General features: G+C 63.1%; 25 protein-coding genes and 1 pseudogene. 12 read left to right on the top strand and 14 right to left on the bottom strand.

Annotated features, from left to right (window positions below):
- Positions 1 to 16: 16 nt before the first annotated feature.
- The 3 genes from EN818_RS03165 to EN818_RS03155 form a co-directional block, all read right to left on the bottom strand.
- The gene (locus EN818_RS03165) at positions 17 to 622 is read right to left on the bottom strand and encodes a transglutaminase-like cysteine peptidase (RefSeq protein WP_095807310.1); all 606 of its coding nucleotides are present in this window, start codon (positions 620 to 622) and stop codon (positions 17 to 19) included.
- Between the two features lie 262 nt (positions 623 to 884).
- Positions 885 to 1,502 carry a PilZ domain-containing protein gene (locus EN818_RS03160; RefSeq protein WP_095807311.1) on the bottom strand — a complete coding sequence of 206 codons (618 nt, stop codon included), beginning with the start codon at positions 1,500 to 1,502 and terminating at the stop codon, positions 885 to 887.
- A 208-nt stretch (positions 1,503 to 1,710) separates the two neighbouring features.
- Entirely contained in the window at positions 1,711 to 2,349 is a 639-nt protein-coding gene (locus EN818_RS03155) for a PAS domain-containing protein (RefSeq protein ID WP_095807491.1), read from the bottom strand.
- A 425-nt stretch (positions 2,350 to 2,774) separates the two neighbouring features.
- Here EN818_RS03155 and EN818_RS03150 point away from each other — a divergent pair, with 425 nt between their 5' ends.
- Positions 2,775 to 3,509, top strand: coding sequence for a rhomboid family intramembrane serine protease (locus EN818_RS03150; protein ID WP_095807312.1), 735 nt, complete (start codon positions 2,775 to 2,777; stop codon positions 3,507 to 3,509).
- Between the two features lie 217 nt (positions 3,510 to 3,726).
- On the top strand, positions 3,727 to 4,158 hold the full coding sequence (locus EN818_RS03145; protein WP_095807492.1) for a CBS domain-containing protein: 432 nt from the start codon (positions 3,727 to 3,729) through the stop codon (positions 4,156 to 4,158).
- Positions 4,159 to 4,334: 176 nt separating this feature from the next.
- On the opposite strand, the gene EN818_RS33495 is transcribed toward EN818_RS03145, so the two are convergent.
- Entirely contained in the window at positions 4,335 to 4,484 is a 150-nt protein-coding gene (locus EN818_RS33495) for a DUF6455 family protein (protein WP_245454790.1), read from the bottom strand.
- Entirely contained in the window at positions 4,481 to 4,642 is a 162-nt protein-coding gene (locus tag EN818_RS33490) for a hypothetical protein (RefSeq protein ID WP_245420410.1), read from the bottom strand. The genes EN818_RS33495 and EN818_RS33490 overlap by 4 nt, the downstream gene beginning before the upstream one ends.
- A gap of 100 nt (positions 4,643 to 4,742) precedes the next feature.
- On the opposite strand from EN818_RS33490, the gene gatB reads away from it, so the two are divergent.
- Positions 4,743 to 6,245: an Asp-tRNA(Asn)/Glu-tRNA(Gln) amidotransferase subunit GatB gene (gene gatB / locus EN818_RS03135; RefSeq protein WP_095807313.1), complete on the top strand. Its 1,503-nt coding sequence runs from the start codon at positions 4,743 to 4,745 to the stop codon at positions 6,243 to 6,245.
- A gap of 1 nt (position 6,246) precedes the next feature.
- Positions 6,247 to 6,735, top strand: coding sequence for a GNAT family N-acetyltransferase (locus tag EN818_RS03130; RefSeq protein WP_095807314.1), 489 nt, complete (start codon positions 6,247 to 6,249; stop codon positions 6,733 to 6,735).
- A gap of 35 nt (positions 6,736 to 6,770) precedes the next feature.
- On the opposite strand, the gene panC is transcribed toward EN818_RS03130, so the two are convergent.
- Complete coding sequence (gene panC / locus EN818_RS03125) at positions 6,771 to 7,622, bottom strand: pantoate--beta-alanine ligase (protein WP_095807315.1); 852 nt, start codon at positions 7,620 to 7,622, stop codon at positions 6,771 to 6,773.
- Positions 7,619 to 8,455 (bottom strand): 3-methyl-2-oxobutanoate hydroxymethyltransferase, encoded by an 837-nt coding sequence (gene panB / locus EN818_RS03120; protein WP_095807316.1) that lies wholly within the window; start codon positions 8,453 to 8,455, stop codon positions 7,619 to 7,621. The genes panC and panB overlap by 4 nt, the downstream gene beginning before the upstream one ends.
- 226 nt (positions 8,456 to 8,681) lie before the next feature.
- Here panB and EN818_RS03115 point away from each other — a divergent pair, with 226 nt between their 5' ends.
- From EN818_RS03115 to EN818_RS03105, 3 genes and pseudogenes are all read left to right on the top strand, one after another.
- On the top strand, positions 8,682 to 9,080 hold the full coding sequence (locus EN818_RS03115) for an NADH:ubiquinone oxidoreductase subunit NDUFA12 (protein ID WP_095807317.1): 399 nt from the start codon (positions 8,682 to 8,684) through the stop codon (positions 9,078 to 9,080).
- A 289-nt stretch (positions 9,081 to 9,369) separates the two neighbouring features.
- A pseudogene (locus tag EN818_RS03110) lies at positions 9,370 to 9,819 on the top strand (DUF2155 domain-containing protein); the annotation flags it as partial.
- A gap of 218 nt (positions 9,820 to 10,037) precedes the next feature.
- On the top strand, positions 10,038 to 10,424 hold the full coding sequence (locus EN818_RS03105) for a hypothetical protein (protein WP_095807493.1): 387 nt from the start codon (positions 10,038 to 10,040) through the stop codon (positions 10,422 to 10,424).
- An 11-nt stretch (positions 10,425 to 10,435) separates the two neighbouring features.
- On the opposite strand, the gene aat is transcribed toward EN818_RS03105, so the two are convergent.
- The 6 genes from aat to EN818_RS03075 form a co-directional block, all read right to left on the bottom strand.
- Entirely contained in the window at positions 10,436 to 11,053 is a 618-nt protein-coding gene (gene aat / locus EN818_RS03100; RefSeq protein ID WP_095807318.1) for a leucyl/phenylalanyl-tRNA--protein transferase, read from the bottom strand.
- A 12-nt stretch (positions 11,054 to 11,065) separates the two neighbouring features.
- Entirely contained in the window at positions 11,066 to 12,409 is a 1,344-nt protein-coding gene (gene accC / locus EN818_RS03095) for an acetyl-CoA carboxylase biotin carboxylase subunit (RefSeq protein WP_095807319.1), read from the bottom strand.
- A 19-nt stretch (positions 12,410 to 12,428) separates the two neighbouring features.
- Positions 12,429 to 12,902 (bottom strand): acetyl-CoA carboxylase biotin carboxyl carrier protein, encoded by a 474-nt coding sequence (gene accB, locus EN818_RS03090; RefSeq protein WP_095807320.1) that lies wholly within the window; start codon positions 12,900 to 12,902, stop codon positions 12,429 to 12,431.
- 26 nt (positions 12,903 to 12,928) lie between these two features.
- Positions 12,929 to 13,363: a type II 3-dehydroquinate dehydratase gene (aroQ, locus tag EN818_RS03085; protein ID WP_095807321.1), complete on the bottom strand. Its 435-nt coding sequence runs from the start codon at positions 13,361 to 13,363 to the stop codon at positions 12,929 to 12,931.
- A 135-nt stretch (positions 13,364 to 13,498) separates the two neighbouring features.
- Complete coding sequence (locus EN818_RS03080) at positions 13,499 to 14,302, bottom strand: DsbA family protein (protein WP_095807322.1); 804 nt, start codon at positions 14,300 to 14,302, stop codon at positions 13,499 to 13,501.
- Positions 14,303 to 14,360: 58 nt separating this feature from the next.
- Positions 14,361 to 15,770, bottom strand: coding sequence for a M48 family metalloprotease (locus EN818_RS03075; protein ID WP_095807323.1), 1,410 nt, complete (start codon positions 15,768 to 15,770; stop codon positions 14,361 to 14,363).
- Between the two features lie 190 nt (positions 15,771 to 15,960).
- On the opposite strand from EN818_RS03075, the gene EN818_RS03070 reads away from it, so the two are divergent.
- Positions 15,961 to 17,109 carry an aminotransferase class I/II-fold pyridoxal phosphate-dependent enzyme gene (locus EN818_RS03070; protein WP_095807324.1) on the top strand — a complete coding sequence of 383 codons (1,149 nt, stop codon included), beginning with the start codon at positions 15,961 to 15,963 and terminating at the stop codon, positions 17,107 to 17,109.
- 10 nt (positions 17,110 to 17,119) lie between these two features.
- Positions 17,120 to 18,049 carry a glutaminase gene (locus EN818_RS03065; protein ID WP_095807325.1) on the top strand — a complete coding sequence of 310 codons (930 nt, stop codon included), beginning with the start codon at positions 17,120 to 17,122 and terminating at the stop codon, positions 18,047 to 18,049.
- Between the two features lie 121 nt (positions 18,050 to 18,170).
- Here EN818_RS03065 and EN818_RS03060 read toward each other — a convergent pair whose 3' ends face one another.
- On the bottom strand, positions 18,171 to 21,116 hold the full coding sequence (locus EN818_RS03060) for a ribonuclease E/G (RefSeq protein ID WP_095807326.1): 2,946 nt from the start codon (positions 21,114 to 21,116) through the stop codon (positions 18,171 to 18,173).
- A 92-nt stretch (positions 21,117 to 21,208) separates the two neighbouring features.
- Here EN818_RS03060 and EN818_RS32530 point away from each other — a divergent pair, with 92 nt between their 5' ends.
- From EN818_RS32530 to EN818_RS03050, 3 genes are all read left to right on the top strand, one after another.
- Positions 21,209 to 21,346, top strand: a complete 138-nt coding sequence (locus EN818_RS32530) for a hypothetical protein (RefSeq protein WP_165349842.1) — start codon at positions 21,209 to 21,211, stop codon at positions 21,344 to 21,346.
- Between the two features lie 416 nt (positions 21,347 to 21,762).
- Positions 21,763 to 23,019, top strand: a complete 1,257-nt coding sequence (locus EN818_RS03055) for an N-acetylmuramoyl-L-alanine amidase (protein ID WP_095807327.1) — start codon at positions 21,763 to 21,765, stop codon at positions 23,017 to 23,019.
- A 318-nt stretch (positions 23,020 to 23,337) separates the two neighbouring features.
- Positions 23,338 to 25,794 (top strand): penicillin-binding protein 1A, encoded by a 2,457-nt coding sequence (locus tag EN818_RS03050; protein ID WP_095807328.1) that lies wholly within the window; start codon positions 23,338 to 23,340, stop codon positions 25,792 to 25,794.
- Positions 25,795 to 25,911 lie beyond the last annotated feature (117 nt).

Genomic DNA, 25,911 nt, shown 5'->3' with positions numbered 1-25,911 from the left:
GCTTTTTCGTCGCACCCTAGCGAACGCTGGCGACGGCATCCTCGCGGCCGTCGTTGATCGTGACCCAAACGCCCGAATTCTCGGTCGATTGACGTTTGAGATAGGTGTAGACGGTGTTGTTCCAGGCCAGCACCTTGGGCTCGAGATTGTCGAGCACGAACTCGCCGAGGCTGGTGCGCATCGTCAGCACCGCGTGTCCGTCGCCATTCGGCTGGCGCACCACCGTCATCAGCAGGTCGCCGGCGGGGACACCGGCAGCCATCAGTTCGCGGCGCTTCTCCAGCGCATAGTCCTCGCAGTCGCCAAAGCCATTGTCGGGATAGGCCCAGTATTCCTCGACGCCGTAGATCTCCATATCCGTGCGCGGCTTGACCCGGGTGTTGACGGAATTGTTGACGCTGATCATCGTCGCCCACAGCTTGCGCGTCAGCTCGACCGGCGGCCCCTTCGCGGTCCTTTCGTTGCATTCGGCAGGAATGCGCCGGCAGAATTCATAGTGTCCCACCGGTTGAGTCGTGCGGCCACCCGTATGCATGAAAACCGGTCCTGCGCTTGCCGTCCCCCAGGCGAAAAGCTGCATCGCCATTGCCAAGAGCAACAGCTTGCCCCTCGTCATTCTCATTCTGGTAGTCTCCCCGTTTGAGAAGACTGTGCCACGATGGGATTTATTTGACGCAAAGACCCGAAGTAGACATTGAGTAAAACGCCGGTCTAATAAGCATAAAAATTGACCGATCTTGATGCGAAATCATTGAGACCTGGTCCCGCCGGGCTTGGCCGCAGACGCGGTCGGCGCAAGCGCAGAAGCTGCAGATTTGTCCTGAATGACGCAACAAAAAACCGGCCGATTGCGGCCGGTTGGGTTCTGCCCGGTTGCGTTCGCGTCAGGCGCGCGGCGTGTTGAATTCGGAGTCCAGTGTTTCAGGCCGCTGGATGACCGCGAACTCGATGGCGACGCCATCCTCGAAATGACGCACCACCTGGCCGCGCATCGTTCCGAGCATCACCTGAACGCCAAGCGCCGGCTTGACGTCGATTTCGATCGCCGCCCCCGACAGCGACAGGTCGATGATGCGGCACTGATATTGGCGACCGTCGGTAAGCTGCAAGACGCTCATCGGATTGCGCGGCGCCACGCGCTCGTGACGGCGGTCTTCCGGCAGATCAAGCTCATGCTTGTTGGCGAGCCAGGTGAGTTGCGCCGCGAGCTTGTCTTTCTTGCGGTCGGAAGCGATGACGGTCATCGCGAAACCGTCCGCCGAAGTGCGCGTGACGATGCCTTCGATGCGCCCGATATGGTCGATATAGGCGATCACCTTCTCGCCAGGCATGCCGATGCGCTCGGTGCGCAAGGCGACATTGCCAGGCGACATGTCGATCACCTGGCAGGGATGCTCCGTGCGGTCTTCCAGCATGAAACGCCCGTAGATCTTCACCCGGACGCGCTGGAAATTGCGCCGTTCAGCCCGGGACGGCGCGTAATCTACCGCCGCTGACCTCATGTCTGATTACACCCCGTTGGCATTCCTCACGAGCTTGTGAGGATTCTCCCCCGAAAACTACAGCCAAGCAGGTTAACAAACGGAAAAGCCGGCCACGATCGACTTAACGTCAGGGCCGCGGATGGCCTTCCGGGGCTGACCTGAAATATGCCTTCGAACTGGACGCGATCTGGTCTCCTCCGGGGCATCGCTGCGGGTTGCGACTGCCCTATTCCTCCCGGCCTCCGTCGAGCACGACGAGGTGGCGGATTCGGCGCGCCCGGCCAAGCGCCGAGATGGTTTCGGGAACATCGAAATCCGATGGCACGAGCGAAGGCACCTCGATTGCCGGCCGGTTTTTCAGGAACATCGGTTCCTTGTCGGGATCGATGACCCGGATCGAATCGATCAGGGCATCGCCGAGCGGGTCCGCGCCCAGCCAGAAGGGCCGTTCCGCAGCGCTGACGATCCCGAGGCAGCGCGGGTTCTCGACGCCGCCGTCGAGAGGCAGAGCAAGCAGCTCGAATTTGTTGGAGCGACCATTTCTGCTGAATCCTTCGTAGGTTAGCAGCAGGGCGGTCTTCTGGTCGAAGACGCCGTGGATGAGCCGCGACACCAGCCGCTGATCCTTGTCGCGCCATAGTGAAGGAAAGGAAAATCCCTTGAGCTCGCGACCGTAACAGGCGCAAAGCCTGGTGCCGGCGAGCCGGAACACGGCTTCGCCTCGAGTGTCGCGCTCCAGGATGAATGTATCGGCCAGAAGCGACTTGATGTCCGCCGGCTCCACTTCCGAACGTTTCGGGGCAGGGCGGCCATCACGCAGCTGGTTCCAATATTGGAACAGCGTGATTGATCCGTTCTGATTCATATCCATTCCGCTCCGCGCAATCTGTCTCTTTGCTGTCCCATCGGCGAACAGACAGGGCGCCCTCCGATGACCTTCATGCGGTGCGGAGCAGGATGCGTGCCAGTATCGTTAACGCTTGTTCACGGGTCGGGGCGGTTAAGGTTAACAAGTGGTTTACATTGCATGCCAATGGGCCGTGTGGCACACCAAAACCACTCCAAAAACGGTCGTCCTGGCGACGATCGGCAGCACTTCAGTCGAGATTTTCGGGGATAGGGGACTCGACCGGCCGTTCAGGGGAAACCCTGGACGGCTTTCTTTTGATTCGCATCGTTTACGATTCGGCCCCCTTCGACTCAGGGCTGTGGCGATTCGCGGTTTGTGATTCGATCCGCTCTGATCTAGATGCTCGGCCAGAATCGAGCTCCAACCGACTGCCACGGCGCATGAGCGAACCTGCCAGCCCTCCCGAAATCGAACCGCAGCCAGCCGAGGTCCCTGAACCGCGTCGCGAGCCGGTGTTCAACCTGCCTGCGACGGTGCTGGCCGTGATCGGGATCTGCGTTGCTGTCCATCTGGTTCGGGTCTATCTGCTCACCGACGACCAGGATTTTGACCTGCTCGTTCGCGCGGCCTTCATTCCGATCCGCTATTCCGGTCGCTTCGACCTCGACTTCTATGCCTTTTCCAGCCCGTTCACTTATGCCTTCCTGCATGGCAGTTGGGCGCATCTCTTGATCAACATGGTCTGGCTGGCGGCCTTCGGGTCGCCACTGGCGAACCGGTTCGGCGCGTTTCGGTTTGCGCTCTTCTTCGCAGCGACAGGCCTTGCCTCGGTGGCCTTGTTCTGGGGGCTGCATCCGCTTGGCCAGACGCCGCTTGTCGGCGCGTCCGGCGCTATCTCCGGCATGATGGGAGCGGCCGCCCGCTACGGCTTCCGCATCGACCGCTCGAGCGGCAAGGCAGCCTTCGCCGGCGAGCCGTTGCCGATTGCCATCGTGCTGCGCTCGCGCGGTGTCATGACCTTTCTGGGCGTCTGGATGGTGATCAATCTCGCCACAGGCCTGCTCGGCTTTGCACCGGGGATCGAGGGCCAGATCGCTTGGGAAGCCCACATTGGCGGCTTCGTTGCCGGCTTTTTCGGTCTGCGTTTTTTCGACCGTCCGCCGCCGGCGCGTTAACGCCGTAGCGCACTTGAAATGCAGCCGATCACGGCGCACGATACTGCCATGCGTGTCGCCCGAAAGCGCCAGCGGTTTTGGGAGAGCGACATGCATCAAAACAATGAGCTTGGAGCGCGCCACGGCGCGCTTTAAGCCGCCCGGCGCCTTCCCAAGGGCGCTGGAGCTGAAACGCTGGTCACGGCAGGAGCCGGCGAGCAAGGCAGTGGAGGACGCCATGACGGTTAAGGCAATTCTCGAACACAAGGGCCATGACGTGCTGACGCTCGGGCCCAACGAAAAGCTGAGCGAAGCCATTCGCATGCTCGCCGAACACAGGATCGGTGCATTGGTCATCACCAATGGCGACCGCAAGATCGTCGGCATTCTTTCAGAGCGCGACATCGTGCGCGTACTCGCCAGGGAAGGGAAGGGCGCGCTCGACATTGCAGTGCGTTCGGCCATGACGCCGAAGGTCAAGATCTGCAACGAGAGCCACACGGTCAATGAGGTCATGGAGATCATGACGAAAGGCCGCTTCCGTCATCTACCGGTGGAAAAGGACGGCCAGCTCGACGGCATTGTTTCGATCGGCGACGTGGTCAAACGGCGCATCGAGGACGTCGAGCGCGAGGCCGAGGAGATCCGGGCCTACATCGCCACAGCCTAAAGCGCTGAAACGGATTCAGGCGACGCGCTTTAAGTCTTTGTTTTTATGCATGTCGTTGCCGGAGCCGCTGCACACTTCTGGGCGGCATGCACTGGCTGCGGCCAGGATGCTTTATTGTACCAGCCCGCCGTCCGGGGATATGCGCTGGCGCGGGCCGGCTGCCTTCTGAGCCGCAATCAAATCGGCGTTGCGGCAATAGTCGGGGGGGGAGAGTCTGCTTGTTCTTGGCTGTCGAGCCATGTCGCGCATTCGGCCTGATGGCCGCAGGCGTGACAGCGGTCGGCAGCGCGATTGGTAACGGCAACTTGGTCCGCGACGACCGTCAACTGCCGGTCGACGCCCCATCTACTGCATCATTCGATCCATCAATGATGGCTCTGACGTCGGTGGGAAGCAGATAACCCAGAAAATTCATGTCCGTCGCTCTCCTTGCCTTGTCGTCAGTTTCGCCAAGGCGACAGCGGCATGCCTTGATCTCGGTCAAGAGACGACTCCCTTGCCAGCCCGGGCCGATTGATCTAGCGAACGGGTGACAGGCCGCGCCGCAAGAAGCGCGGCAATTCGGACACGAGACCTGGACCACCATGAGCATCATCGATACCCGCACGCCCGACGCAAAACGCCTGATCCCCGGCGCCACCGGCGACTGGGAAGTAATCATTGGCCTCGAAGTGCATGCGCAGGTGACGTCGGAAGCCAAGCTGTTCTCCGGAGCATCGACTTCTTTCGGCGCGGCGCCCAACGCCAATGTCAGTCTCGTCGACGCCGCAATGCCGGGCATGCTTCCGGTTATCAACGAGGAATGCGTCAGGCAGGCGATCCGTACCGGCCTCGGGCTGAAGGCCACGATCCACCACAAGTCGGTGTTCGACCGGAAGAACTATTTCTATCCGGACCTGCCGCAGGGCTATCAGATCTCGCAGTACAAGCAGCCGATCGTCGGCGAAGGCAAGGTGATCGTCTCCGTCGGACCGGACCGGCAGGGCGAGTTCGAGGACATCGAGGTCGGCATCGAGCGCCTGCATCTCGAGCAGGACGCTGGCAAATCGATGCACGACCAGCACCCGACCATGTCCTATGTCGACCTCAATCGGTCGGGCGTTGCCCTGATGGAGATCGTCTCGAAGCCGGACATTCGTTCCGCCGACGAGGCGAAAGCCTATGTCACCAAGCTGCGAACCATCATGCGCTATCTCGGTACTTGCGACGGCAATATGGACGAAGGCTCGCTGCGCGCCGACGTCAATGTCTCTGTGCGCCGGCCCGGCGGTGCGTTCGGCACGCGCTGCGAGATCAAGAATGTCAACTCGATCCGCTTCATCGGCCAGGCCATCGAATCCGAGGCACGCCGGCAGATCGCCATCCTGGAAGACGGTGGATCAATCGAGCAGGAGACGCGCCTGTTCGATCCCAACAAGGGCGAGACGCGCTCGATGCGGTCCAAGGAAGAGGCGCATGACTACCGCTATTTCCCGGACCCCGACCTGCTCCCGCTGGAATTCGACGAAGCTTATGTCGAAGACCTGGCCCGACACTTGCCGGAATTGCCGGACGACAAGAAGGCGCGGCTGATCGGCTCTCTCGGCCTGTCGACCTACGACGCCTCGGTGCTGGTGTCGGAGAAGCCGATCGCCGATTATTTCGAGAAGGTGGCGGCCGGACGCGACGGCAAGCTTGCCGCCAACTGGGTCATCAACGACTTGCTGGGCGCTCTCAACAAAGCCGGCAAAGACATTGAAGATGCTCCGGTTTCTCCGGATCAGCTCGGCGCCGTTATCGACTTGATCAAGGAAGGTACGATCTCCGGCAAGATCGCCAAGGACCTGTTCGAGATCGTCTGGACCGAAGGCGGCGACCCGCGCCAACTCGTCGAAAGCCGCGGCATGAAGCAGGTGACCGACACCGGCGCCATCGAGAAGGCCGTCGACGATGTCATCGCCGCCAATCCGGACAAGGCCGAGCAGGCGCGCGCCAAGCCCACCATGGCCGGCTGGTTCGTCGGCCAGGTGATGAAAGCGACTGGCGGCAAGGCGAACCCGCAGGCGGTGAACGAGTTGGTCAAGACCAAGCTCGGCATTGAGGGCTAGCATGTTCGTGCGGACGGCCAGTGAACGCGATCTCGCCGCCGTCCGTGCACTGCTGGTAGAAACCTGGCACGCCACCTATGATGCCATCTACGGCGCCCAGCGGGTCACCGAAATCACCGATGACTGGCATTCGATCGCCTCGCTTCAGGCGCGGCTGATGCGTCCCAATTCGGAATTTCTGCTGGCCGACGACGGCAGCCGGATCGGCGGCATGGCTTTCGCTTCGGCCACCACCGATCCGAAGATCGTTCTGCTGCACCAACTCTATGTGCACCCGGATTGCCAGCGGCAGGGCATCGGCCGCTTATTGCTCGACGAGGTCGAGCTAAGCTTCCCGCAAGCACGGACAATACGCGTGGAAGTCGAGGAGGCGAATGCTTCGGCCATCGCTTTCTACGAGGCGAGCGGCTTCCAACCCGCGGGCAAAACTGCCGACTGCGGCGGCGGTTCAGGCATGCCCGCGCTCGTACTGGAGAAGCGGCTGGGCTAGAGAGCCGGAGGCTGGGCGAGGTCGCGCAGCGCCGATCAGGCGGAGAGGATCTCTACATTGTCGATCAGCCTGGTGGTTCCGAGCCAGGCTGCTGCAAGCAGGCGGCCCTCGCGTTCACGACGCCAGGGAGCAAGCGTCACCGCCTCCCGCGCCGCGACGTAGTCGACCTTTCGGAAACCGGCCGTGATTAGGGCATCCGTAGCGTCACCCGTGGCGTCCGTCTCCTCAGCGCCGGCGGCAAGTGCCGCCGCGGTCTGCCGCAGAACCGCATTGAGCTTGCGCGCGACGTTGAGTTCGGCCTCGTTGAGATAGGCGTTGCGCGACGACATCGCGAGACCCTGGGCGTCGCGCACCGTCGGTCCGCCGATGATCTCAACCGGCAGATCAAGATCGCGGCAAAGCTGCCGCACGACGCAAAGCTGCTGGTAGTCTTTCTCGCCGAACACAGCGCAATCGGGCGCCGCCTGCAGGAAAAGCTTGGTCACTACCGTCGTAACACCATCGAAGAAGGCCGGCCTGAAATCGGTTTCCAGGCCCGACGAGGGGCCCCCGACCGAAATCTTGGTAGCGAAGCCGGCCGGGTACATTTCCGCCACGCCCGGCGTGAACGCGAGATGCACGCCCGCGTCTCGCAGTTGGTCGAGATCGCGGGCCAGTTGGCGCGGATATTTGTCCAGATCCTCGGTCGGCGCGAACTGGGCGGGATTGACGAAGATCGAGACCACACAGCGCTCGGCGCGTTGAAGCGCAATCCTGACCAGCGAAATGTGGCCCTCGTGCAAGGCGCCCATGGTCGGCACCATGGCAATCCGCACTCCGTCCCGCCGCCAATCCCGGATCTGCGTGCGAAGCGCCGCAATGCTGTCGACGACGATCGGTCCGCTCATGCCTTATCCTTGTCTGATGCAGAAAAGACGTGATCCGATCCGGGAAATGCGCGGCTGCGCACGTCGGCTGCATAGCGAGACGCCGCATCCGAAATGACATCCCGCAGGTTTGCATACTCCTTGACGAACGTCGGCACGCGGTCGACCGTCGTGCCGATCATGTCGTCGATGACCAGGATCTGGCCGTCGCAATCGCGGCTGGCGCCGATGCCGATGGTCGGGATCGAGATATGGCGGGAGAGATCGGAGGCTACGGCCTCCACCGTGCCCTCGATCACGACCGCGAAGGCGCCGGCCTTCTCCACCGCTTCGGCATCGCGGAATAGGGCGGCGATGTTTTCCCCGGTTCGGCCCTTGATCCTGTAGCCGCCATCCTTTTCCACCGATTGCGGCAGCAAGCCGATATGCCCCATCACCGGGATGCCGTCGGCGACGATCGCGGCGATCTGTCCGGCCATCTCGACCCCGCCCTCCAGCTTGACCGCCTGACATCCGGTTTCGCGGGCGATGCGCCTTGCCGCGGCTACGGCCTCAGCCACCGAGCTCTCGTAGCTGCCCGCCGGCATGTCGACCACGACGCAGGCCCTGGCCGAGCCGCGCATCACCGCTTGTCCGTGCGCGATCATCAGGTCAAGCGAGGCGCCGAGTGTCGTGGCATGGCCATGCAGCACCATGGCAACGCTGTCGCCGACCAAGAGCAGATCGACATGCGGGTCCAGCATGCGGGCGATCGGATAGGTGTAGGCGGTGAGGCAGACGATCGGCACGCCGCCCTTGCGGCGGCGTATGTCTTCAGCGCCGATCCGGCTGCTGGTGGACCGTTCTGGGGCCAATCCTCACCTCCCTCAATCGGCATGGGGCCGGTGCCCGCTTGCGGGCGAGCGAGCTTTAGGAAGACGGGCAGCGCTTGGCAAGCCGGGTTGCGTACCGGCCGCGAATCTGTATCGATTTAGCGCACGGAGCATTTACATCGCCGCCGGGGCAAGCCCCCTTGCCTTCGCGGTGACCTGACGCCATAAGCAGGAAACAGGCGCAGCCGCTGCCGCCACGAGGATCTGGATGAAAACTTTCCTGCTGCAGTTTTTCACCTGGTGGAACAGCCAGACGCTGGGCACGCGCTTCCATACCTGGCGTTTCGGCAAGAAGGTCGGCGAGGACGAGGCCGGCAACGTCTACTATGAAGGCGGCATCGACTCGGAAGGCCGTACCCGCCGCTGGGTCATCTACCGCGACTATTCAGAAGCCTCAAAGATCCCTCCAGGCTGGCATGGCTGGATTCATCATCGCGTCAGTGTGCCGCCTTCGAGCGATGAATACCGCGCGCGCGAGTGGCAGAAGCCGCATCAGCCGAACCTGACCGGAACTCCTGCTGCCTATCGCCCCAAGGGCTCCGTGCTGACCAACCAGCACCGCCCGCAGGTGACGGGCGACTACGACGCCTGGACGCCGGGATCCTAATCCGCACCTGTTTCGGGTCCTTTGTCGCCACAATTGACGTTTAGCTGCTTGCCGACAGCGCTGCCATGACTAGCCTTGGCGATTGACAGAATCACCCGGGCGCAACCACCGGTGTCCTCGCATGAGCTTTCTGAAGCAATTCCAGGAAAAGTGCGTAGCGGTTTTCCGTCCGGAATTGCGCCAAAACCAGGCTGAGCAATTCCAGGAAAAGTGCGTAGCGGTTTTCCGTCCGGGATTGCGCTCAGAGGCACTGTGCCGAATCTCGACAGGACTGATCGCGGCAGCGACCATTCTGACCACATCAACGGTGGTCTTCAGCGCCCCCCAGACGCCCGCGGCGCCCTTGGCCGCCGACCGCATCACCAATCCGGTGGCCGAATTCGCCGGCATCGACAAGATCACCGGCCGCATCATCACCTTCGACGTCTATATTGACGAGACCGTGCAGTTCGGCGCCCTGCAGGTGACGCCGCGCGTCTGCTATTCGCGCCCGGAAACCGAGCAGCCGAAGACCGATTCCTTCGTCGAGGTCGATGAGATCACGCTCGACCGCAAGATCCGCCGCATCTTCACCGGCTGGATGTTCGCGGAGAGCCCTGGCCTCAACGCTGTCGAGCATGCCGTCTATGACGTCTGGCTGAAGGGCTGCAAGCAGAAGTCGGATGTGCCGCCGCCGACAGCGGCCAAAGCTGAGACAGCCAAGCCCGATACGGCCAAGCCGAAGACCGAAGCCGCCAAGCCGAAGCCGCCAGCGCAGGAGCAGCCGGCGGAAGCTGCGCCCGAACCCGGCGTAGCCCTAGACGGCGACACGGGCACCGGCGATGCGAACACCGGCGATACCAACTCGGGCGATATCAATACGGGCGAGCCCGACAGCACCGACACCAACTGATCATTTCGGAACTTGCCCGCCTGTGGTCCGTTCCAATCGGGCGACAGGCGTTGAAGGAGACCGCGATGAGCAAGACAAAGCTGATCACCGTCAACAAGCAAGAAATCCTCGAGCTCGAGAAAGGTTTCTGGACCGGCGGTTCGGACTTCTACGAGGCGAACGCCGACAGCGAGTGTCTGGTCGCCTTTCCGGGGATGGCGCAGGCGTTGACCAATTCCGAATTGGCCAAGACGGCAAGCAAACCAAAGCGCTGGCGCGATCTCGACATCAGATTGAAGGGCATGGTCGAACCAGGCAGCGACATTGTCATGCTGACCTATGAGGCCCGCGCGACGCGGGAGAATGGCGAACCCTATGCCGCTCTGGTCAGCACCGGCTATGTCCACCGCGTCAATGGCTGGAAGATGATGTTTCATGCGCAGACGCCGATGGAGTCGTCCAGCGACGACTGACTGCTCCGCCCTCAGGGAAAGAACACGGCCTCGCCCTTCAATGCTTCGGTCAGCATCTTCTCATACTGGCCGCGTGCCACGTCGACGGCGCCGAAGCGCTTCAGGTGCTCAGTGGTGAACTGGGTGTCCAGCAGAGCGAAGCCGCGCGCCTTCAGCCGCTCCACCAGATAATAGAGGCAGGTCTTCGAGGCGTCGGTTTCCCTGGCGAACATGCTTTCGCCGAAGAAGACGCGGCCGAGCGAGACGCCGTAGAGCCCGCCGACCAGACGCTCCTCGCGCCATGCCTCGACGGAATGGCAATGGCCCAGCCGGTGGAGCTCGACATAGGCTTCGCGGATCGGCCCGTTGATCCATGTCGAGCGGCGCTCCTCGCGCCTTTCGGCGCAACCGTCGATCGTCGCCTCGAAATCGAAATCGTAGCGGATGTCGAATGGGTGCTTGCGGATCGTCTTCTTCAGGCTTCGCGGCGTATGGAATCCATCGAGCGGGATGATGCCGCGCGTCTCCGGCCTTACCCAGAACACCTCCGGATCGGTCGCGCTCTCGGCCATCGGGAAGACCCCCGAGGCATAGGCTTTCAACAGCAAGTCGGTCGGGATGCGATAGCCGGGTGCGTAGGGACGGGTCATCGCATCCCCGTGCTATGCATCCTTGGCCAGATATTTTTCCAGCCAGTGGATGTCGTAATCGCCATTGGCGATGTCCGGGTTGCCGACGAGGTCGCGGAACAGCGGCAGCGTCGTCTTGATCCCGTCGACGACGAACTCGTCGAGCGCGCGGCGCAGCCGCATCATGCATTCGACCCGGTTGCGGCCATGCACGATCAGCTTGCCGATCAGGCTGTCGTAGTAGGGCGGGATCCGGTAGCCGGAATAGACGCCGGAATCGACGCGGATGCCGAGGCCGCCGGGCGTATGGAAGTGCGTGATCGTGCCGGGCGAGGGCGTGAAGGTGCGGGGATCCTCGGCGTTGATGCGGCACTCGATGGCGTGGCCGTTGAACTTGATGTCCTCCTGCCGCACCGACAGCCCGCCGCCCGAGGCGACGCGGATCTGCTCGTGGACGAGGTCAATGCCTGTGATTGCTTCCGTCACCGGATGCTCCACCTGCAGGCGAGTATTCATCTCGATGAAATAGAATTCGCCATTCTCGTAGAGAAATTCAATGGTGCCGGCGCCGGAATAGCCAAGATCGGCAATCGCCGTGGCGCAGATTCCACCGATGCGCGAGCGCTCCTCCGCATTGAGCGCGGGCGAGTTGGCCTCCTCCCACACCTTCTGGTGGCGACGCTGCAGCGAGCAGTCGCGCTCGCCGAAATGCACGCCCCGCCCGGCGCCGTCGCCGAACACCTGCAACTCGATGTGGCGCGGCTTTTCAAGATATTTCTCGATGTACACCGCGTCGTCGCCGAAGGCGGCACCAGCTTCGGACTTCGCCGTCTGCAGCGCGATCTCGAGGTCGGCTTCCGTGCGCGCCACCTTCATGCCGCGGCCGCCGCCGCCGGCCGACGCCTTGATGATCACGGGGTAGCCGATCTCGGCCGCGACGCGTTTTGCTTCCTTGTCATCGCTGATCGCGCCGTCAGAACCAGGCACGACCGGAATGCCGAGGCGCTTTGCCGTTCGCTTGGCTTCGATCTTGTCGCCCATGACGCGGATGTGGTCGCCCGACGGGCCGATGAAGGTGATGTTGTGGGCAGCCAGAATATCGGAGAACTTGGCGTTTTCCGACAGGAAGCCGTAGCCCGGATGCACTGCGTCGGCGCCGGTGATCTCGCAGGCGGCGACGATCTGGTGGATGTTGAGATAGCTTTCGCGCGACGGCGGCGGGCCGATGCAGACGCTCTCGTCGGCGAGCCGCACATGCATGGCATCGGCATCCGCCGTGGAATGGACTACCACCGTCTGGATGCCGAGTTCCTTGCAGGCGCGCAGCACCCGCAGGGCGATTTCGCCGCGATTGGCGATGAGGATCTTCTGGAACATCTGCCCGCTGTTCCCGGCTCTACTCGATGACCACGAGCGGCATGCCGTATTCTACCGGCTGGGCATCCTCGATCAGGATCGCCGTCACCGTGCCGGCGCGCGGCGAGGGGATCTGGTTCATCGTCTTCATCGCTTCGATGATGAGCAGCGTCTGGCCTTCCTTGACCTTCTGGCCGATCTCGATGAACGCCTTTGCGTCGGGCGAGGGCGCCAGATAGGCGGTGCCGACCATAGGCGAAGGCACGGCGTTCTTGCCGGGATCGGCAGCCGCTGCGCCGACCGGGCCCGCTGCCGGCTGCGCCGCCGCAGCCGCCATCGGGGCCGCGGCAACCGGCATCGGAGCTGCGACCGCATGAACGGCCTGGGCCTGGCGCGACACGCGCACCTTCAGGTCGCCGAGCTCGACTTCGATCTCGGTCAGGTTGGTGTCGTTCAGTATGCCCGCCAGATCGCGGATCAGCTGCTGGTCAACACCATTCTTCTTTATCGACATGTTCGAGCCTTCTGTTTGGGGGCCGGTCACAGGCGTGCCGCCAGCGCTTGCAGCGCGAGCGTGTAGCCGAGCGGCCCGAACCCGCAGATCATGCCGACGGCGACCGGCGAGATCATGGAAACGTGGCGAAAAGCTTCCCGCGCGTGAATATTGGAAAGATGGACTTCGGCGACCGGCAGCGGCGCGACGGCGCGAATGGCGTCGTGGATGGCAATCGAGGTGTGGCTGTAGGCGCCGGGGTTGATGACGATACCGGCAGCCTTGTCACCGGCCTCCTGGACCCAGTCGACGAGGTCGCCCTCATGGTTGGACTGGCGGAAATCGATCTCCAGCCCGAGCGCCGCGCCTGCCGCCTTGCAATCTTCGGCGATCGCGGCGAGCGTCTTGCCGCCATAGATCCCCGGCTCGCGCTTGCCGAGCATGTTGAGATTGGGACCGTTCAGGACGAAAATCGTTTTCAAGGATGCCGACCTTCTTCAGCGCCCGCTCCAAGCCGGCGCGCTGGGCCTCTATAATGGGCATAGCCGCCCGCGAAAAGAGCGCAAGTGCGTTCTTTCGCTGTCCACAACTGCCGGAAAACCGCGGCGCGCCGCTGCTCAGAGCGCGCTCTTGGCCTGCTCGATCTTCTCCGCGAGCACCTGCTGCCCGAGCGCGCCGAACACCACTTCGTTGCCGACAACATAGGACGGCGTGCCAGTGATCGACAGCTTGGTGGCGAGGTCGTAGGTCCGCGAGAGCGCTTCGTTGATGCTCGGATCCTTCATCTTCTCGCGCAATTTCGCCTCGTCGGCACCGAGCGACAGCGCCACCTTCATGGCGGTCTGTTCGGTGGCGCGGCCCTGGCCGCCGAGCAGCGCGGTGTGGAACTGGCCGTACTTCTCAGGCATCATCAGATGGAAGGCCATCGAGACGATGCTGGCCTTCTGCGAATCCGGGCTCAGGATCGGGAATTCCTTGAGCACGAAACGCAGGTCGGAATCGGCCTTGGTCAGCGCCTGCATGTCTTCGATGGCGCGTTTGCAGAAGCCGCAATTATAGTCATAGAACTCGACGATCGTGATCTTGCCGTTGGGATTGCCGACGACGCCGTCGAAGGTGGAATTGAAGATCTCGTCCTTGGCGTTCTTGATGACGCCGAGCGCGGCGATCCGCTGTTCTTCCTTCTGCTTGGCCTCGAGCGCGTCCTGCACCTCGAGCAGCACCTCAGGGTTCTTCAACAGATAGTCCCGGATGATCGCTTCGACTTCCTTGCGGTCGATCTTGGTGTCATCGGACGCGACCTGGATGGCTTGTGTGGTGTCGGCCTTGGCGGCCTGCGGGCTTCCTGCCACGAAGCCGAATGCCAGCATGCCGAGCGCTACCGCCACGCCGGCGCTGCCGAGCAGGATTGCCTTGTTCATGATCAGATCCTTCTGCCTGTCCCGTTCAGGGTCTCGTCGCCGCATGCTGCCGGGACTTTCATTTCAGTTTGTTTGATGGCGTGTAGTTTATGATATCCTGCGCACGAAGCCACCTCGGTTCGCCGCGTTTCAACTTCTGTTGAGCGCGCATGGCGAAGATTTTCGCGTTCTTGTAGTCGCCGGAATAAAAATGTCCCTCAGCCGTCGCTAGATCGGCGGCCGATATATCGCCTTGCTCACCATAGGCTTGCGCCAGATAACGATAGGCCTCCGCGTTTTCCTTGTCGCGGCCAATGCCGTTGTTGAGCTGGGTAACGGCCTTCTTCGCCGAATCGGGCGTGCCGACGGCCAGCAGCGCCTGGCCGAGCGAAACCTGCAGCAGCCCGGACCGCGCCGGATCGAGGCTGACTGCCTTGGCATAAGCCTCTGCGGCATCCTTAGGCTTGTTGACCTTCATTAGGATGTCGCCGCGCAACTCCTGAAAATAGGGGTTCTTCGGCTGTTCCTTGATCAGTGCGGCGGTTTTGACCAGCGCCGCGCCAGGATTGCCGTAGAGATAGGTCACCTGTGCATCGCCATAGCGAGAGGCCAGGCTTCCCGGGTACTTGCGCATCAGCCGCGCCACAGCGGCCTGGCCCTGCATGTAGGCCGCGATCTTGATGCGCATCATGTCGTGCCGCTGTTGCAGCGCCGGCGGGTCGACTTTGCCGACATAGGGGCTCTGCTTGACCAGCGCCTCCAGGTTGGCGATGCGCTCCTGCGGTATCGGGTGGCTGATCCGATACGGATCGACCTGCGTGCCGGCCAGCGACAAGGCGCTCTGGAAGCGGGCAAAGGTCTTGAGCATGCCCATCCCGGACTGGCCGGTGGCGTTGAGATAGGTGATTGCCGAGCGGTCGGCGATGATTTCTTCGCCGCGTTGATAGGCGAGGATGCTGCGCTGCGCCATCTCGCCGCTGCCCGCCGCTACGCCCATGCCTGCGCCGGCGAGGCCGCGGCTGTTGGTGGTCGCGCCGGCGACGATGGCGCCGGCGCCGAGCAGTGTGGCGAGGATGGCCATCGTCTTGGCGCGTTCGAGCTGGTCGCGCAGCTTCTGCTGGTGGCCGCCGGCGATGTGGCCGGCCTCGTGCGCGATGACGCCGATGATCTCGTTCGGCGTCTCGGCAGTCATCAGGGCGCCGGTATTGATGAACAGGCGACGGCCAGTGACGAAGGCATTGAAGCTCTGATCGTTGACGAGCACGATGTCGATGCCGTCATTGGCAAGGCCGGCTGCCCTGAAGATCGGCCGGGCATAGTCGCGCACCAGCGCTTCGATTTCGGCATCGCGCACGACGGGGACGCCCTGCGCAAAGGCGTTGGTCGAGCCTGAGATTGCGACGGCGGCGGCAAGCAGCAGTGTCGCAAATGCGCGTGCGGTTCCTACCAGGGTCGATCTGGCTTCGGATGGTCGGGCTCGGCTCAACATGACAGCTCCACTGGTAGACGAGCGGGCGAAGGATGAAAAGTCGGCGCCGGCAACTTCCTGCGCGCTTGTGATCCCCACATCAATCGGGCATTTGTGCGGCGCTTGCGCTGATGCTGGGCGGTCCCGGCACGGTTCGCGGCGGCTTTCCGCCGGAATTGCGACAACAAGGGCAGGGTGGACGAGAGGTCAGATGGTCGTTTCGCTTTCACGCCGCGGCGAGGTCGAGCCGTTCCACGCCATGGATATCCTGGCCGAAGCCAACCGGCTTAAGGCGACGGGCGTGCCGGTGGTGTCGATGGCGGTGGGCCAGCCATCGGACCCGGCGCCGGCCATCGTGCGCGAAGCAGCGGCAGCGGCCCTCAAATATGGCCGCATCGGCTACACCGATGCACTGGGCCTGGCGGAGCTGCGCAGGGCGATCGCCGCGCACTATGGCGAGCATTACGGTATCGATGTCGCCCCGGCCCGCATTGCGGTGACCACAGGCTCGTCGGCCGCCTTCAATCTTGCCTTCCTGGCCATGTTCGATCCCGGTGACCGCGTTGCGATCGCCGCACCCGGCTATCCGGCCTACCGCAACATCATGGCCGCGCTCGGCATCGAGATTGTCGAGATCGAGCTCGGCTCGGACGCCTACCTTCATCCCGGGCACCTGAAGGAGGCGCACAGCGAAAGACCGCTCAAGGGCGTGCTCTTTGCCAGTCCCGCGAACCCGACTGGCGCGGTCATCCCGGGCAAGGTGCTTTCCGCGTTGGTGAAGACGGCCGAGGAGCTCGGCATCGCGGTGATCTCCGACGAAATCTACCACCGGCTGGCCTATGCCGCGCCGGATGTCACGGCCTTGGCCTGTGGCGCCGGTGTGACGGCGATCAATTCCTTCTCGAAATACTATTGCATGACGGGCTGGCGCATCGGCTGGATGGTGCTGCCCGAGGAACTGGTGCGCCCTGTCGAGCGCATCGCTCAGAGCCTCTACATCTCACCGCCGGAACTGTCGCAGCTCGCGGCGATCGAGGCGTTCAAGGCAACGGCGGAGCTGGAAGCGGTGAAGGCGCGCTATGCCTGGAACCGCGATCTTCTGATGAAGCGCCTGCCGGAACTCGGCTTCGCGCTGGCGGCGCCCATGGATGGTGCCTTCTACGCTTTCTGCGACGTCACCCGCCACACCAATGACAGTATGGCCTTTGCCCGCAAGATGCTTGCCGAGGCGCACGTCGCAGCCACGCCCGGTCGCGATTTCGATCCGCTTCAGGGCCATCGCACCATGCGCTTTTCCTATGCCGGCAGCCACGAGGACATGGTCGAGGCGATCGCGCGCATCGAGCGCTGGCTGAAATAGCGGGGACTTCATGCCGGAACTCGAGCAGGCGTTGGCCGAAGTCGCCGCCGAAATGGCGGATCGCACGGATCGCGGCGAGGTCGCCAACTACATTCCTCAGCTCGGCAAGGTCGACCCGAAGAAGTTCGGCATCGCCGTCGTGACCAATGAAGGGCGCGTCCTCGTCGCCGGCGATGCCGATGAGCCCTTTTCGATCCAGAGCGTCTCCAAAGTGTTCACGCTGACGCTGGCGCTCGGCAATGTCGGCGACGCGCTGTGGCAGCGGGTCGGACGCGAACCGTCCGGCAACCCGTTCAATTCGATCGTCCAACTGGAGCACGAGAACGGCATTCCGCGCAATCCGTTCATCAATGCCGGCGCCATCGTCGTTTCCGACATACTGCTCGCCGGTCATCAGCCGCGCGAGGCCATCGGCGAGATTCTGCGCTTCGTCCAGTTCCTCGCCGACGACGACACCATCATCATCGACCGCGAGGTCGCAGCCTCCGAGAGAGCCACCGGCTATCGTAACTTCGCCTTAGCCAACTACATGAAATCCTTCGGCAATCTCCATCACGCGCCGGAGCTGGCGCTCGGCGTCTACTTCCATCACTGCGCCATCGCAATGAGCTGCCGTCAATTGGCGATGGCCGGCCGCTTCCTCGCCAATGGCGGCAGGAACCCGGCGACCGGGCATTCGGTCGTGTCGACCGAGCGCGCACGTCGCATCGGCGCGCTGATGCTGACTTGCGGTCACTATGACGGTTCGGGTGATTTCGCCTTTCGCGTCGGCATTCCCGGAAAGAGCGGCGTCGGCGGCGGCATATTGGGGATCGTGCCGGGCGTGGCGTCGCTGGCGGTGTGGTCGCCAGGCCTCAATGCCAACGGCAATTCGCAGCTCGGCTCGATTGCCTTGGAGAAATTGGCCAGGACGATGAACTGGTCGATCTTCGCACCTTGAGCCTGGAACTCGCGTGTGTCGCAGTGAATTCGTTCAGCGCTGAACCTGAAACCAGACAAAAATCCCGCGCCAGGTGGCGCGGGATTTTTGTTCAGCAGATCAGCCTAATCGTCTGTAACGCTTAGAAAAAGCCCTTGCGCTGCCACCAGCCGGCGCGCTTCGGCTTGTCTTCGGCCTTGGCCTCCTCGCTCACATTCGATGAGACGACGGGAACCGCCGGCGCGTCGATCGACTGGGGCCTGCGCCGGGTCGGATGCGCTGGAGCCTCAGCTTCCGCCGCGGCAGAAGCAGCAAGCACCGGTTCCGGTTCGGCGGCCGCAGGGGCAGGTACTTCAGCGACAGGCTCGGCCACGGCATCGACCACCGCTGCCGCCGCAGCCTTCTTTGCCCTCGGGGCGCGGCGCGGCTTCTTCGTTTTGTCCGCGTCGGGCGCATCGTCATTGGCTGGCGCCGGAGTTGCCGCCTGTTCGGCGGAGGCTGCGACCTTGTCGTCCGCCGCCTCGTCCTCGGCGCCTTCCGTCTGATCGCCGGCGACGGCATCGACCGATTCTTCGCCCTGACGATTGCGCTTGCCGCCGCGCTTGCCGCGCCTGCGCTTTTTGCCGGAAGCATCGTCAGCCGCTGCCGCTTCGCCACCGGCTGTCACCTCCGGTGCGGCTTCGGCCTCTACCTCAACCGGGGTGCCGTCGTCTGCCGCCGCGGGCGCTGACACGGCATCCGCATGGGCTGGATGCTCGCGGTCGCGATCCTTGCCGCCACGCCGCCTGCGGCGCCTGCGGCGCTTGCGATCACGGTTGTCCCCGTCCTCGCCGGACCTCTGCTCATGCTGTCCGTGCTGCTGCGGATGACGCGGCTGTTCGGCCTCGGCCGACATCTCGTCTTCCTCGACGACGATCTCGTCCTCGGGCTCTTCCGGCTCGACATAGGTCGGCAGGCTGCGCACCTCGACAAAGCCTTCCGGCTTCTCGGCCACGGCGCCGCGGAAAATCGCGTAGTGCTGGGATCCCAGGGTTTCGTCTGCTTCGAGCGTGATGGTCAAACCGAAGCGGGCTTCGAGTTCGACGAGATTGGCTCGCTTGTGGTTGAGCACATAGAGCGCGGTCGCCGCCGGGGTGCGCACGGTAATGTGGCTGCGCGAATCCTTGAGCAGGAATTCCTCGATCGCCCTCACCACCATCAGCGCTACCGAGGAATCGGAGCGGACATGGCCGGTGCCGCCGCAATGCGGACAGGGCTTCATGGTCGATTCCAGCACGCTGGCGCGGATGCGCTGGCGCGACATCTCCATCAGGCCGAAATGCGAGATGCGGCCGACCTGGATGCGTGCGCGGTCGTTCTTGAGGTGGTCCTTCAGGCGCTTCTCGACGGACCGGTTGTTGCGGTTCTCCTCCATGTCGATGAAATCGATGACGATCAGGCCGGCGAGGTCGCGCAACCTGAGTTGCCGCGCGACTTCCTCGGCGGCCTCCAGATTGGTGTGGAGCGCGGTGTCTTCGATCGAATGCTCCTTGGTGGAGCGGCCGGAGTTGACGTCGATCGAAACCAGCGCCTCGGTCTGGTTGATGATGATGTAGCCGCCGCTCTTCAGCGTCACCTGCGGCTGCAGCATGCGATCGAGTTGCGCCTCGATACCGTTGCGCACGAAGATCGGGGTGGTGTCGCGGAAGGGCTGAACCACCTTGGCGTGGCTCGGCATCAGCATGCGCATGAAGTCCTTGGCCTCGCGATAGCCGTCCTCGCCGGAGACCAGGATCTCGTCGATATCCTTGTTGTAAAGGTCGCGGACCGAGCGCTTGATCAGGCTTCCTTCCTCATAGACCAGGGCAGGGGCCGTCGACTGCAGTGTCAGGTTGCGGACGTTCTCCCACAGCCGCATCAGATATTCATAGTCGCGCTTGATCTCGGCCTTGGTGCGGCTTTCGCCAGCGGTGCGCAGGATCACGCCCATGCCCTGCGGCACGTCGAGATCGGCGACAACTTCCTTCAATCGCTTGCGGTCCTGCGCATTGGTGATCTTGCGCGAGATGCCGCCGCCGCGCGCCGTGTTCGGCATCAGCACCGAATAGCGGCCGGCGAGCGAAAGGTAGGTGGTAAGCGCCGCGCCCTTGTTGCCGCGCTCTTCCTTTACGACCTGCACCAGCAGGATCTGCCGGCGCTTGATGACTTCCTGGATCTTGTACTGGCGGCGAACCGGCTTGCGGCGGTTGCGCACCTCTTCCAGAGCGTCCTCGGCGCCAACGGATTCGATCTCGTGCTCGTCCGAATGCGAGGACTGGACCTCTTCGACCATGCCGCGATCGTTGTCGCTGGAGGCGGCTTCGTCGGCAGGAGCGGTTTCGGTGGCGGACTCGGCCTGCGGCACCGCTTCGGAAATCACGTCGGCATCGACGCTGGCCGCAATGGAGGTTGGGCCGCGCTCGGAAGACTCCTCATCCCCGCTTTCGGGACTGACGTCCGTCTCTGCGGTCGCGACAGGTTCGGCGCCGGTGCTGTCCTGTTCATCGGCCGCCTCGGCCGCGGCTTCGACAAGCGAAGAGCCTTCTTCGGTGATTTCCGTCAGGGCATCGCCAGCGTCGCCGCCCTCGCTGACGGTCTCAGCGCTTGCCGGCGTTGTTTCTTCGGCACTTTCGCTGGATTCGTCGGAACCGGCGGCAGCATCGCGCTTTTGCTCGCCGCGATCACGGTTCCTGCCGCCGCGCCGGCGGTTGCGGCGGCCGCCGCGGTCGCGCGCCTGCTGCTCTTCGCCGCTCTCGGCTTCCTCGTCGTCTTCGTCCTCGGCCTCCTGCGCTTCGGCACGCAGCAAGGCCTGACGGTCGGCGACCGGGATCTGGTAATAGTCCGGGTGAATTTCACTGAAGGCAAGAAACCCGTGACGGTTGCCGCCATATTCGACAAAGGCTGCCTGGAGGGAAGGTTCGACGCGGGTTACGCGGGCGAGGTAGATATTTCCTTTGAGCTGCTTCTTGTCCTGGGATTCAAAGTCGAATTCTTCGATGCGGTTACCGCGAACGACAACAACGCGTGTTTCCTCCGGGTGGGAGGCGTCTATCAGCATCTTGTTGGGCATTATTTCGTTTCCTCCCGGCAGCCAACAGCCGCAGCTGGCGAGGCAGGCCCCGCCGCTGTGCGCCTGGATTTTTATGGACGCCGGACAATTGAATGTCTGCCGGCCGCTGCTTCGACGCAATGGCGGTGCCGCCCGCAGCCACTATGGCGCGGTTCGATGCGGACCTTTCCATGATTGCGCTTGAAGCCATCGGCACCCAGCAGAACCTATTGAACCAAAGCCCGGGTTAAGCCGGACCAGCTTGTTTGCTCACACGAGCCGGCGCGGGACATCCCGGGCCGTTTTCCTCACGCAAGCGATTCCCCCGCCACGGGAGCACGCCTGCGAAAATCGTCGCGACCAACTGAAGCCCGGAAGCGAAGGAGCCGCCTTAGCATCTTGCCTGTGACAGGAAACCAGGGGGCGGGTTGGTTCCAGGATTGCAGTGATCCAATGTCGCTTTTATGATTTGGCGGGGTGGAAGGCAACCCCGATTTCGGCTGCCGGCAAAATGCGCTTCCGCTGCGGAAGGTTGCCCTCCAGCGTGCGAGAAAAGGGTTGGTTAACCTTCTCTGGATACCAATTGTTAATCGAGTTGTCTGCCTGAGACGGCGCATCTCCGAAACGATCCGGCGCAAGGCGCCAAAGCGGGAGCGACTGCAAAGAGATGGGACCGTCAGGCACCGCAAACAAGTGGCGTGGCGCTGTCAGGCACCTCCCGCACCTGGCATGGCTGCTTTTCCTGCTGACGACGCTGCTTGGTCTTGCAGATGTCTCACGAGCCGATGCCTTGCTTGCCGCAACCAGCTACAAGATGGCGGGCGATGCCACCAAGATGCGCATCGTGGTAGCTTTCGACCGCGAGCCCGAAGTCAAATGGTTCCTGCTGCGCGGGCCCAATCGCCTCGTCATCGACCTGCCACGGACGCGCTTCGCCGTCATCGCCAAGGACACCAGGCCGCGCGGGCTGGTGCGGGCCGTGCGCTACGGCGACCAGGGACAGGGCTCGCGGCTGATCCTGACTGGCAAGGGGCCGTTTGCGGTCGACAAGCTCGACGTGCTCAAGAATGACGAGGGCAGCGGCTATCGCATCGCCATCGACATGTCGGCTGCCTCGGAGCGGGAATTCGACGAAGCCTTGGCCAACCAGTCGTTGACGACCGGTTCGACCGTTTCCACCGACAAGGGCGCCAGGGTCGGCACAGGGCCGGTCTCCGCGCCTGGCCACCGTTTCACGATCGTCATCGATCCCGGCCATGGTGGCGTGGACGGCGGCGCGGAAAGCGCCGGCGGCACAGTCGAGAAGAACGTCACGCTCGCCTTCGCCACCGAGTTGCGCGACAAGCTCGCCGCGGTCGGGAGCTACGACGTGTTCATGACGCGCGACAAGGACGAGTACCTGACGCTGGACGATCGGGTGCGCATCGCCCGCCAGCACGAGGCCGACCTGCTGATCTCGATCCACGCCGATACCATCAACGTCCGTGGCATCCGTGGCGCCACCGTCTATACGCTGTCGGACAAAGCCTCCGACCCGGAAGCGCAGGCGCTGGCCGATCGCGAAAATCTGTCGGACCAGTTCGCAGGCTTGGTGATCAAGGACGACAACAAGGAAGTCACGGACATTCTGATCGACCTGATCCGCCGCGAGACCCACAGCTTCTCGATGAGCTTTGCCCACACTTTGGTCGGGCAGTTGTCGACCAGCGTCGGTCTCATCAACAATCCGCAACGCTCGGCCGGCTTCAAGGTGCTCAAGGCGCCCGACGTACCTTCGGTGCTGGTCGAACTCGGCTACCTCTCCAACACCAAGGACGAGGCGCAACTCCTGAGTGCGGACTGGCGCGGCAAGGCGGCACAGAGCATAACCAACGCCGTCGCTCTCTTTGCCGCCGCCAAGACTGGTACGCAGACGGGTGGCTGAAGGCGCCGCCATCGGCTACAACCACTAGAGCGCGTCGCGTTGAAACGGATCCAGGCGACGCGCTTCAGGTCTTTGTTCTTATGCACTGTCGTTTTCGCAAACCGCTGCACGGTTTTACGCGACATGCAGTAGCGGCGTTGCACGACCACAACAGCGAGCGCTATTATTTCGCAGACCGAGACCCGAAATTTCGCGTTGCCGTATTTTGTCCACATGGTCGCGACATGGGTTTTCCATTGCGGATTGGGACCGCCCCGGGAAGCTTGCGTGGCAGGTGGCTTCGTTTAGGAAAATCCCGAACCACGGACTGGAGCGGGCATGATTCGTCTCATCGGCTATTTCTTCGGCATCGGCACGACGCTCGCCCTGCTGGTCGCGGCTGGCCTGGCCATCTACATCGGCCATCTGGCGAAGGATCTGCCCGACTATGAGGTGCTGGCCAAATACGAACCGCCGGTGACCACGCGCATCCATGCGTCCGATGGCTCGCTGATGGCCGAGTATGCGCGCGAGCGGCGTCTTTATCTGCCGATTCAGGCAATTCCGGATCGCGTCAAGGCCGCCTTCATGTCGGCCGAGGACAAGAACTTCTACAACCACCCCGGGATCGACGTCACCGGCCTCGGCCGTGCCATCATCGTCAACCTCCAGAATTTCGGTTCCGGCCGGCGACAAGTGGGCGCCTCCACGATCACCCAGCAGGTCGCCAAGAACTTTCTGCTGACCTCCGACCAGACCTACGAGCGCAAGATCAAGGAGATGATCCTGGCCTTCCGCATCGAGCAGGCCTATTCGAAGGACCGCATCCTCGAGCTCTATCTCAACGAGATCTTCTTCGGCTTCGGCGCCTACGGCGTCGCCGGTGCCGCGCTCACCTATTTCGACAAGTCGGTCAACGAGCTCACCGTTGCCGAAGCCGCCTATCTCGCTTCGCTGCCCAAGGGTCCCAACAACTATCATCCCTTCAAGCATGCCGATCGAGCCATCGAGCGCCGCAACTGGGTCATCGACCAGATGGTCGAGAACGGTTACGTCACTCGCGAGGAAGGCGACAAGGCCAAGGCCGAGCCGCTTGGCGTGACGCCGCGCCGCAACGGCTCCTACCTGTTCGCGGGCGAGTATTTCACCGAGGAGGTGCGCCGCCAGATCATCGCCCGCTACGGCGAGAACGCCCTTTACGAAGGCGGCCTTTCGGTGCGTACCACGCTCGATCCGAAGATCCAGCTCATCGCCCGCAAGGCGATGCAGAACGGCCTGCTGAAATACGACACGCTGCGCGGTTATCGCGGGCCGGTGACCCATATCGACATCTCCGGCGACTGGGGCGTGCCGCTTGGCAATGTCAAGGGGCTGGAAGACGTGCCCGAATGGAGGCTGGCGGTGGTGCTCGACAGCTCCGCCGAGGGCCTGACCATCGGCATCCAGCCGGCGCGCCAGGTCTCGGGCGAACTCGTCAAGGAGCGCGTCGAGGGCACAGTCAGCAAGGAAGACATGGGCTTTGCCATGCGCCACATCGTCAACGGCAAGTCCGTCAGGGCGAAATCGCCCGCGGAAGTGCTTGAGCCCGGCGATGTCGTCTTCGTGCAGAAGAACGAAGGCTCCGACAATGCCTACAGCCTGCGCCAGGTGCCCGAGGTCGAAGGCGGCCTGGTTGCCATGGACCCGCATACCGGCCGAGTCCTGGCCATGGTCGGAGGCTTCTCCTATGCGCAGTCGGAATTCAACCGCGCGACCCAGGCGATGCGTCAGCCCGGCTCGTCATTCAAGCCGATCGTCTATTCGGCGGCGCTCGACAATGGCTACACCCCGGCTTCGGTGATCATGGACGGTCCGATCACCATCCAGAGCGGCAACACGACATGGACCCCGAAGAACTATGACGGTACGGCGGCCGGCCCCGCCACCCTGCGCTCCGGCATCGAGAAGTCGCGCAACCTGATGACCGTGCGGCTTGCCAACGACATGGGCATGAAGCTGGTCGTGGAATATGCCGAACGTTTCGGCGTCTACGACCATCTGGCGCCATATCTGCCGATGGCGCTGGGGTCAGGCGAAACGACGGTCATGCGCATGGTTTCGGCCTATTCGATCATGGCCAATGGCGGCAAATCAATCAAACCGTCGCTGATCGACCGCATCCAGGACCGCTACGGCAAGACCGTGTTCAAGCAGGACGAGCGCGGCTGCGAAGGCTGCAATGCCAGCGAATGGAAGAACCAGCCCGAACCTGAACTGGTGGACAATTCCGAGCAGGTGCTCGACCCGATGACGGCCTACCAGATCACCTCCATGATGGAAGGCGTGGTGCAGCGCGGCACCGGCGCCACCATCGCCGAGCTCGGCCGTCACATCGCTGGCAAGACCGGCACCACCAACGACGAGAAGGATGCCTGGTTCATCGGCTTCACGCCGAACCTCGTCGTCGGTCTGTACATGGGCTACGACAACCCGCGCGGCCTCGGCAAGGGCGCCACGGGCGGCGGCCTGGCGGCGCCGATCTTCAAGGATTTCATGCGCGTGGCGCTCGACGGCACGCCGAATGTCGACTTCCAGGTACCGGAAGGCATGAAGATGATCGCCATCAACCGCAAGACTGGCATGCGCGCGGCCGAGGGCGATCCCAACACCATCATCGAGGCGTTCAAGCCTGGCACCGGCCCGGCCGACAGCTATTGGGTCATCGGCATGGGCGCGGACGGCTCCAACGGCTCCGGCGGAGCGCTGTCGCCGCAGGCCAACCAGGCCATCCAGGACGGCGGCGGCGGCCTCTACTGAGGCACGGCGCCCAAACGGGTGCGGCGGTCCTGGGACGACGGGAAACAAAGACGTAAAGCGCGTCGCGTGAGTCCGTTTCGGCGAGACGCGGCGTCGGCCCATTTCGCTTTACAGGCG

The sequence above is a fragment of the Mesorhizobium sp. M3A.F.Ca.ET.175.01.1.1 genome (genome assembly GCF_004791945.1).
GTDB lineage: Bacteria > Pseudomonadota > Alphaproteobacteria > Rhizobiales > Rhizobiaceae > Mesorhizobium.
The sequence above is the reverse complement of the archived record's forward strand: the minus strand, read 5'-3'. Positions and strand labels throughout refer to the sequence as shown.

Coding starts and splice junctions, on each gene's coding strand:
- EN818_RS03165 (WP_095807310.1), bottom strand. CDS start 622: ATGAGAATGACGAGGGGCAAGCTGTTGCTCTTGGCAATGGCGATGCAG.
- EN818_RS03160 (WP_095807311.1), bottom strand. CDS start 1,502: ATGAGGTCAGCGGCGGTAGATTACGCGCCGTCCCGGGCTGAACGGCGC.
- EN818_RS03155 (WP_095807491.1), bottom strand. CDS start 2,349: ATGAATCAGAACGGATCAATCACGCTGTTCCAATATTGGAACCAGCTG.
- EN818_RS03150 (WP_095807312.1), top strand. CDS start 2,775: ATGAGCGAACCTGCCAGCCCTCCCGAAATCGAACCGCAGCCAGCCGAG.
- EN818_RS03145 (WP_095807492.1), top strand. CDS start 3,727: ATGACGGTTAAGGCAATTCTCGAACACAAGGGCCATGACGTGCTGACG.
- gatB (WP_095807313.1), top strand. CDS start 4,743: ATGAGCATCATCGATACCCGCACGCCCGACGCAAAACGCCTGATCCCC.
- EN818_RS03130 (WP_095807314.1), top strand. CDS start 6,247: ATGTTCGTGCGGACGGCCAGTGAACGCGATCTCGCCGCCGTCCGTGCA.
- panC (WP_095807315.1), bottom strand. CDS start 7,622: ATGAGCGGACCGATCGTCGTCGACAGCATTGCGGCGCTTCGCACGCAG.
- EN818_RS03115 (WP_095807317.1), top strand. CDS start 8,682: ATGAAAACTTTCCTGCTGCAGTTTTTCACCTGGTGGAACAGCCAGACG.
- EN818_RS03105 (WP_095807493.1), top strand. CDS start 10,038: ATGAGCAAGACAAAGCTGATCACCGTCAACAAGCAAGAAATCCTCGAG.
- aat (WP_095807318.1), bottom strand. CDS start 11,053: ATGACCCGTCCCTACGCACCCGGCTATCGCATCCCGACCGACTTGCTG.
- accC (WP_095807319.1), bottom strand. CDS start 12,409: ATGTTCCAGAAGATCCTCATCGCCAATCGCGGCGAAATCGCCCTGCGG.
- accB (WP_095807320.1), bottom strand. CDS start 12,902: ATGTCGATAAAGAAGAATGGTGTTGACCAGCAGCTGATCCGCGATCTG.
- EN818_RS03080 (WP_095807322.1), bottom strand. CDS start 14,302: ATGAACAAGGCAATCCTGCTCGGCAGCGCCGGCGTGGCGGTAGCGCTC.
- EN818_RS03075 (WP_095807323.1), bottom strand. CDS start 15,770: ATGTTGAGCCGAGCCCGACCATCCGAAGCCAGATCGACCCTGGTAGGA.
- EN818_RS03070 (WP_095807324.1), top strand. CDS start 15,961: ATGGTCGTTTCGCTTTCACGCCGCGGCGAGGTCGAGCCGTTCCACGCC.
- EN818_RS03065 (WP_095807325.1), top strand. CDS start 17,120: ATGCCGGAACTCGAGCAGGCGTTGGCCGAAGTCGCCGCCGAAATGGCG.
- EN818_RS03060 (WP_095807326.1), bottom strand. CDS start 21,116: ATGCCCAACAAGATGCTGATAGACGCCTCCCACCCGGAGGAAACACGC.
- EN818_RS32530 (WP_165349842.1), top strand. CDS start 21,209: ATGTCTGCCGGCCGCTGCTTCGACGCAATGGCGGTGCCGCCCGCAGCC.
- EN818_RS03055 (WP_095807327.1), top strand. CDS start 21,763: ATGGGACCGTCAGGCACCGCAAACAAGTGGCGTGGCGCTGTCAGGCAC.
- EN818_RS03050 (WP_095807328.1), top strand. CDS start 23,338: ATGATTCGTCTCATCGGCTATTTCTTCGGCATCGGCACGACGCTCGCC.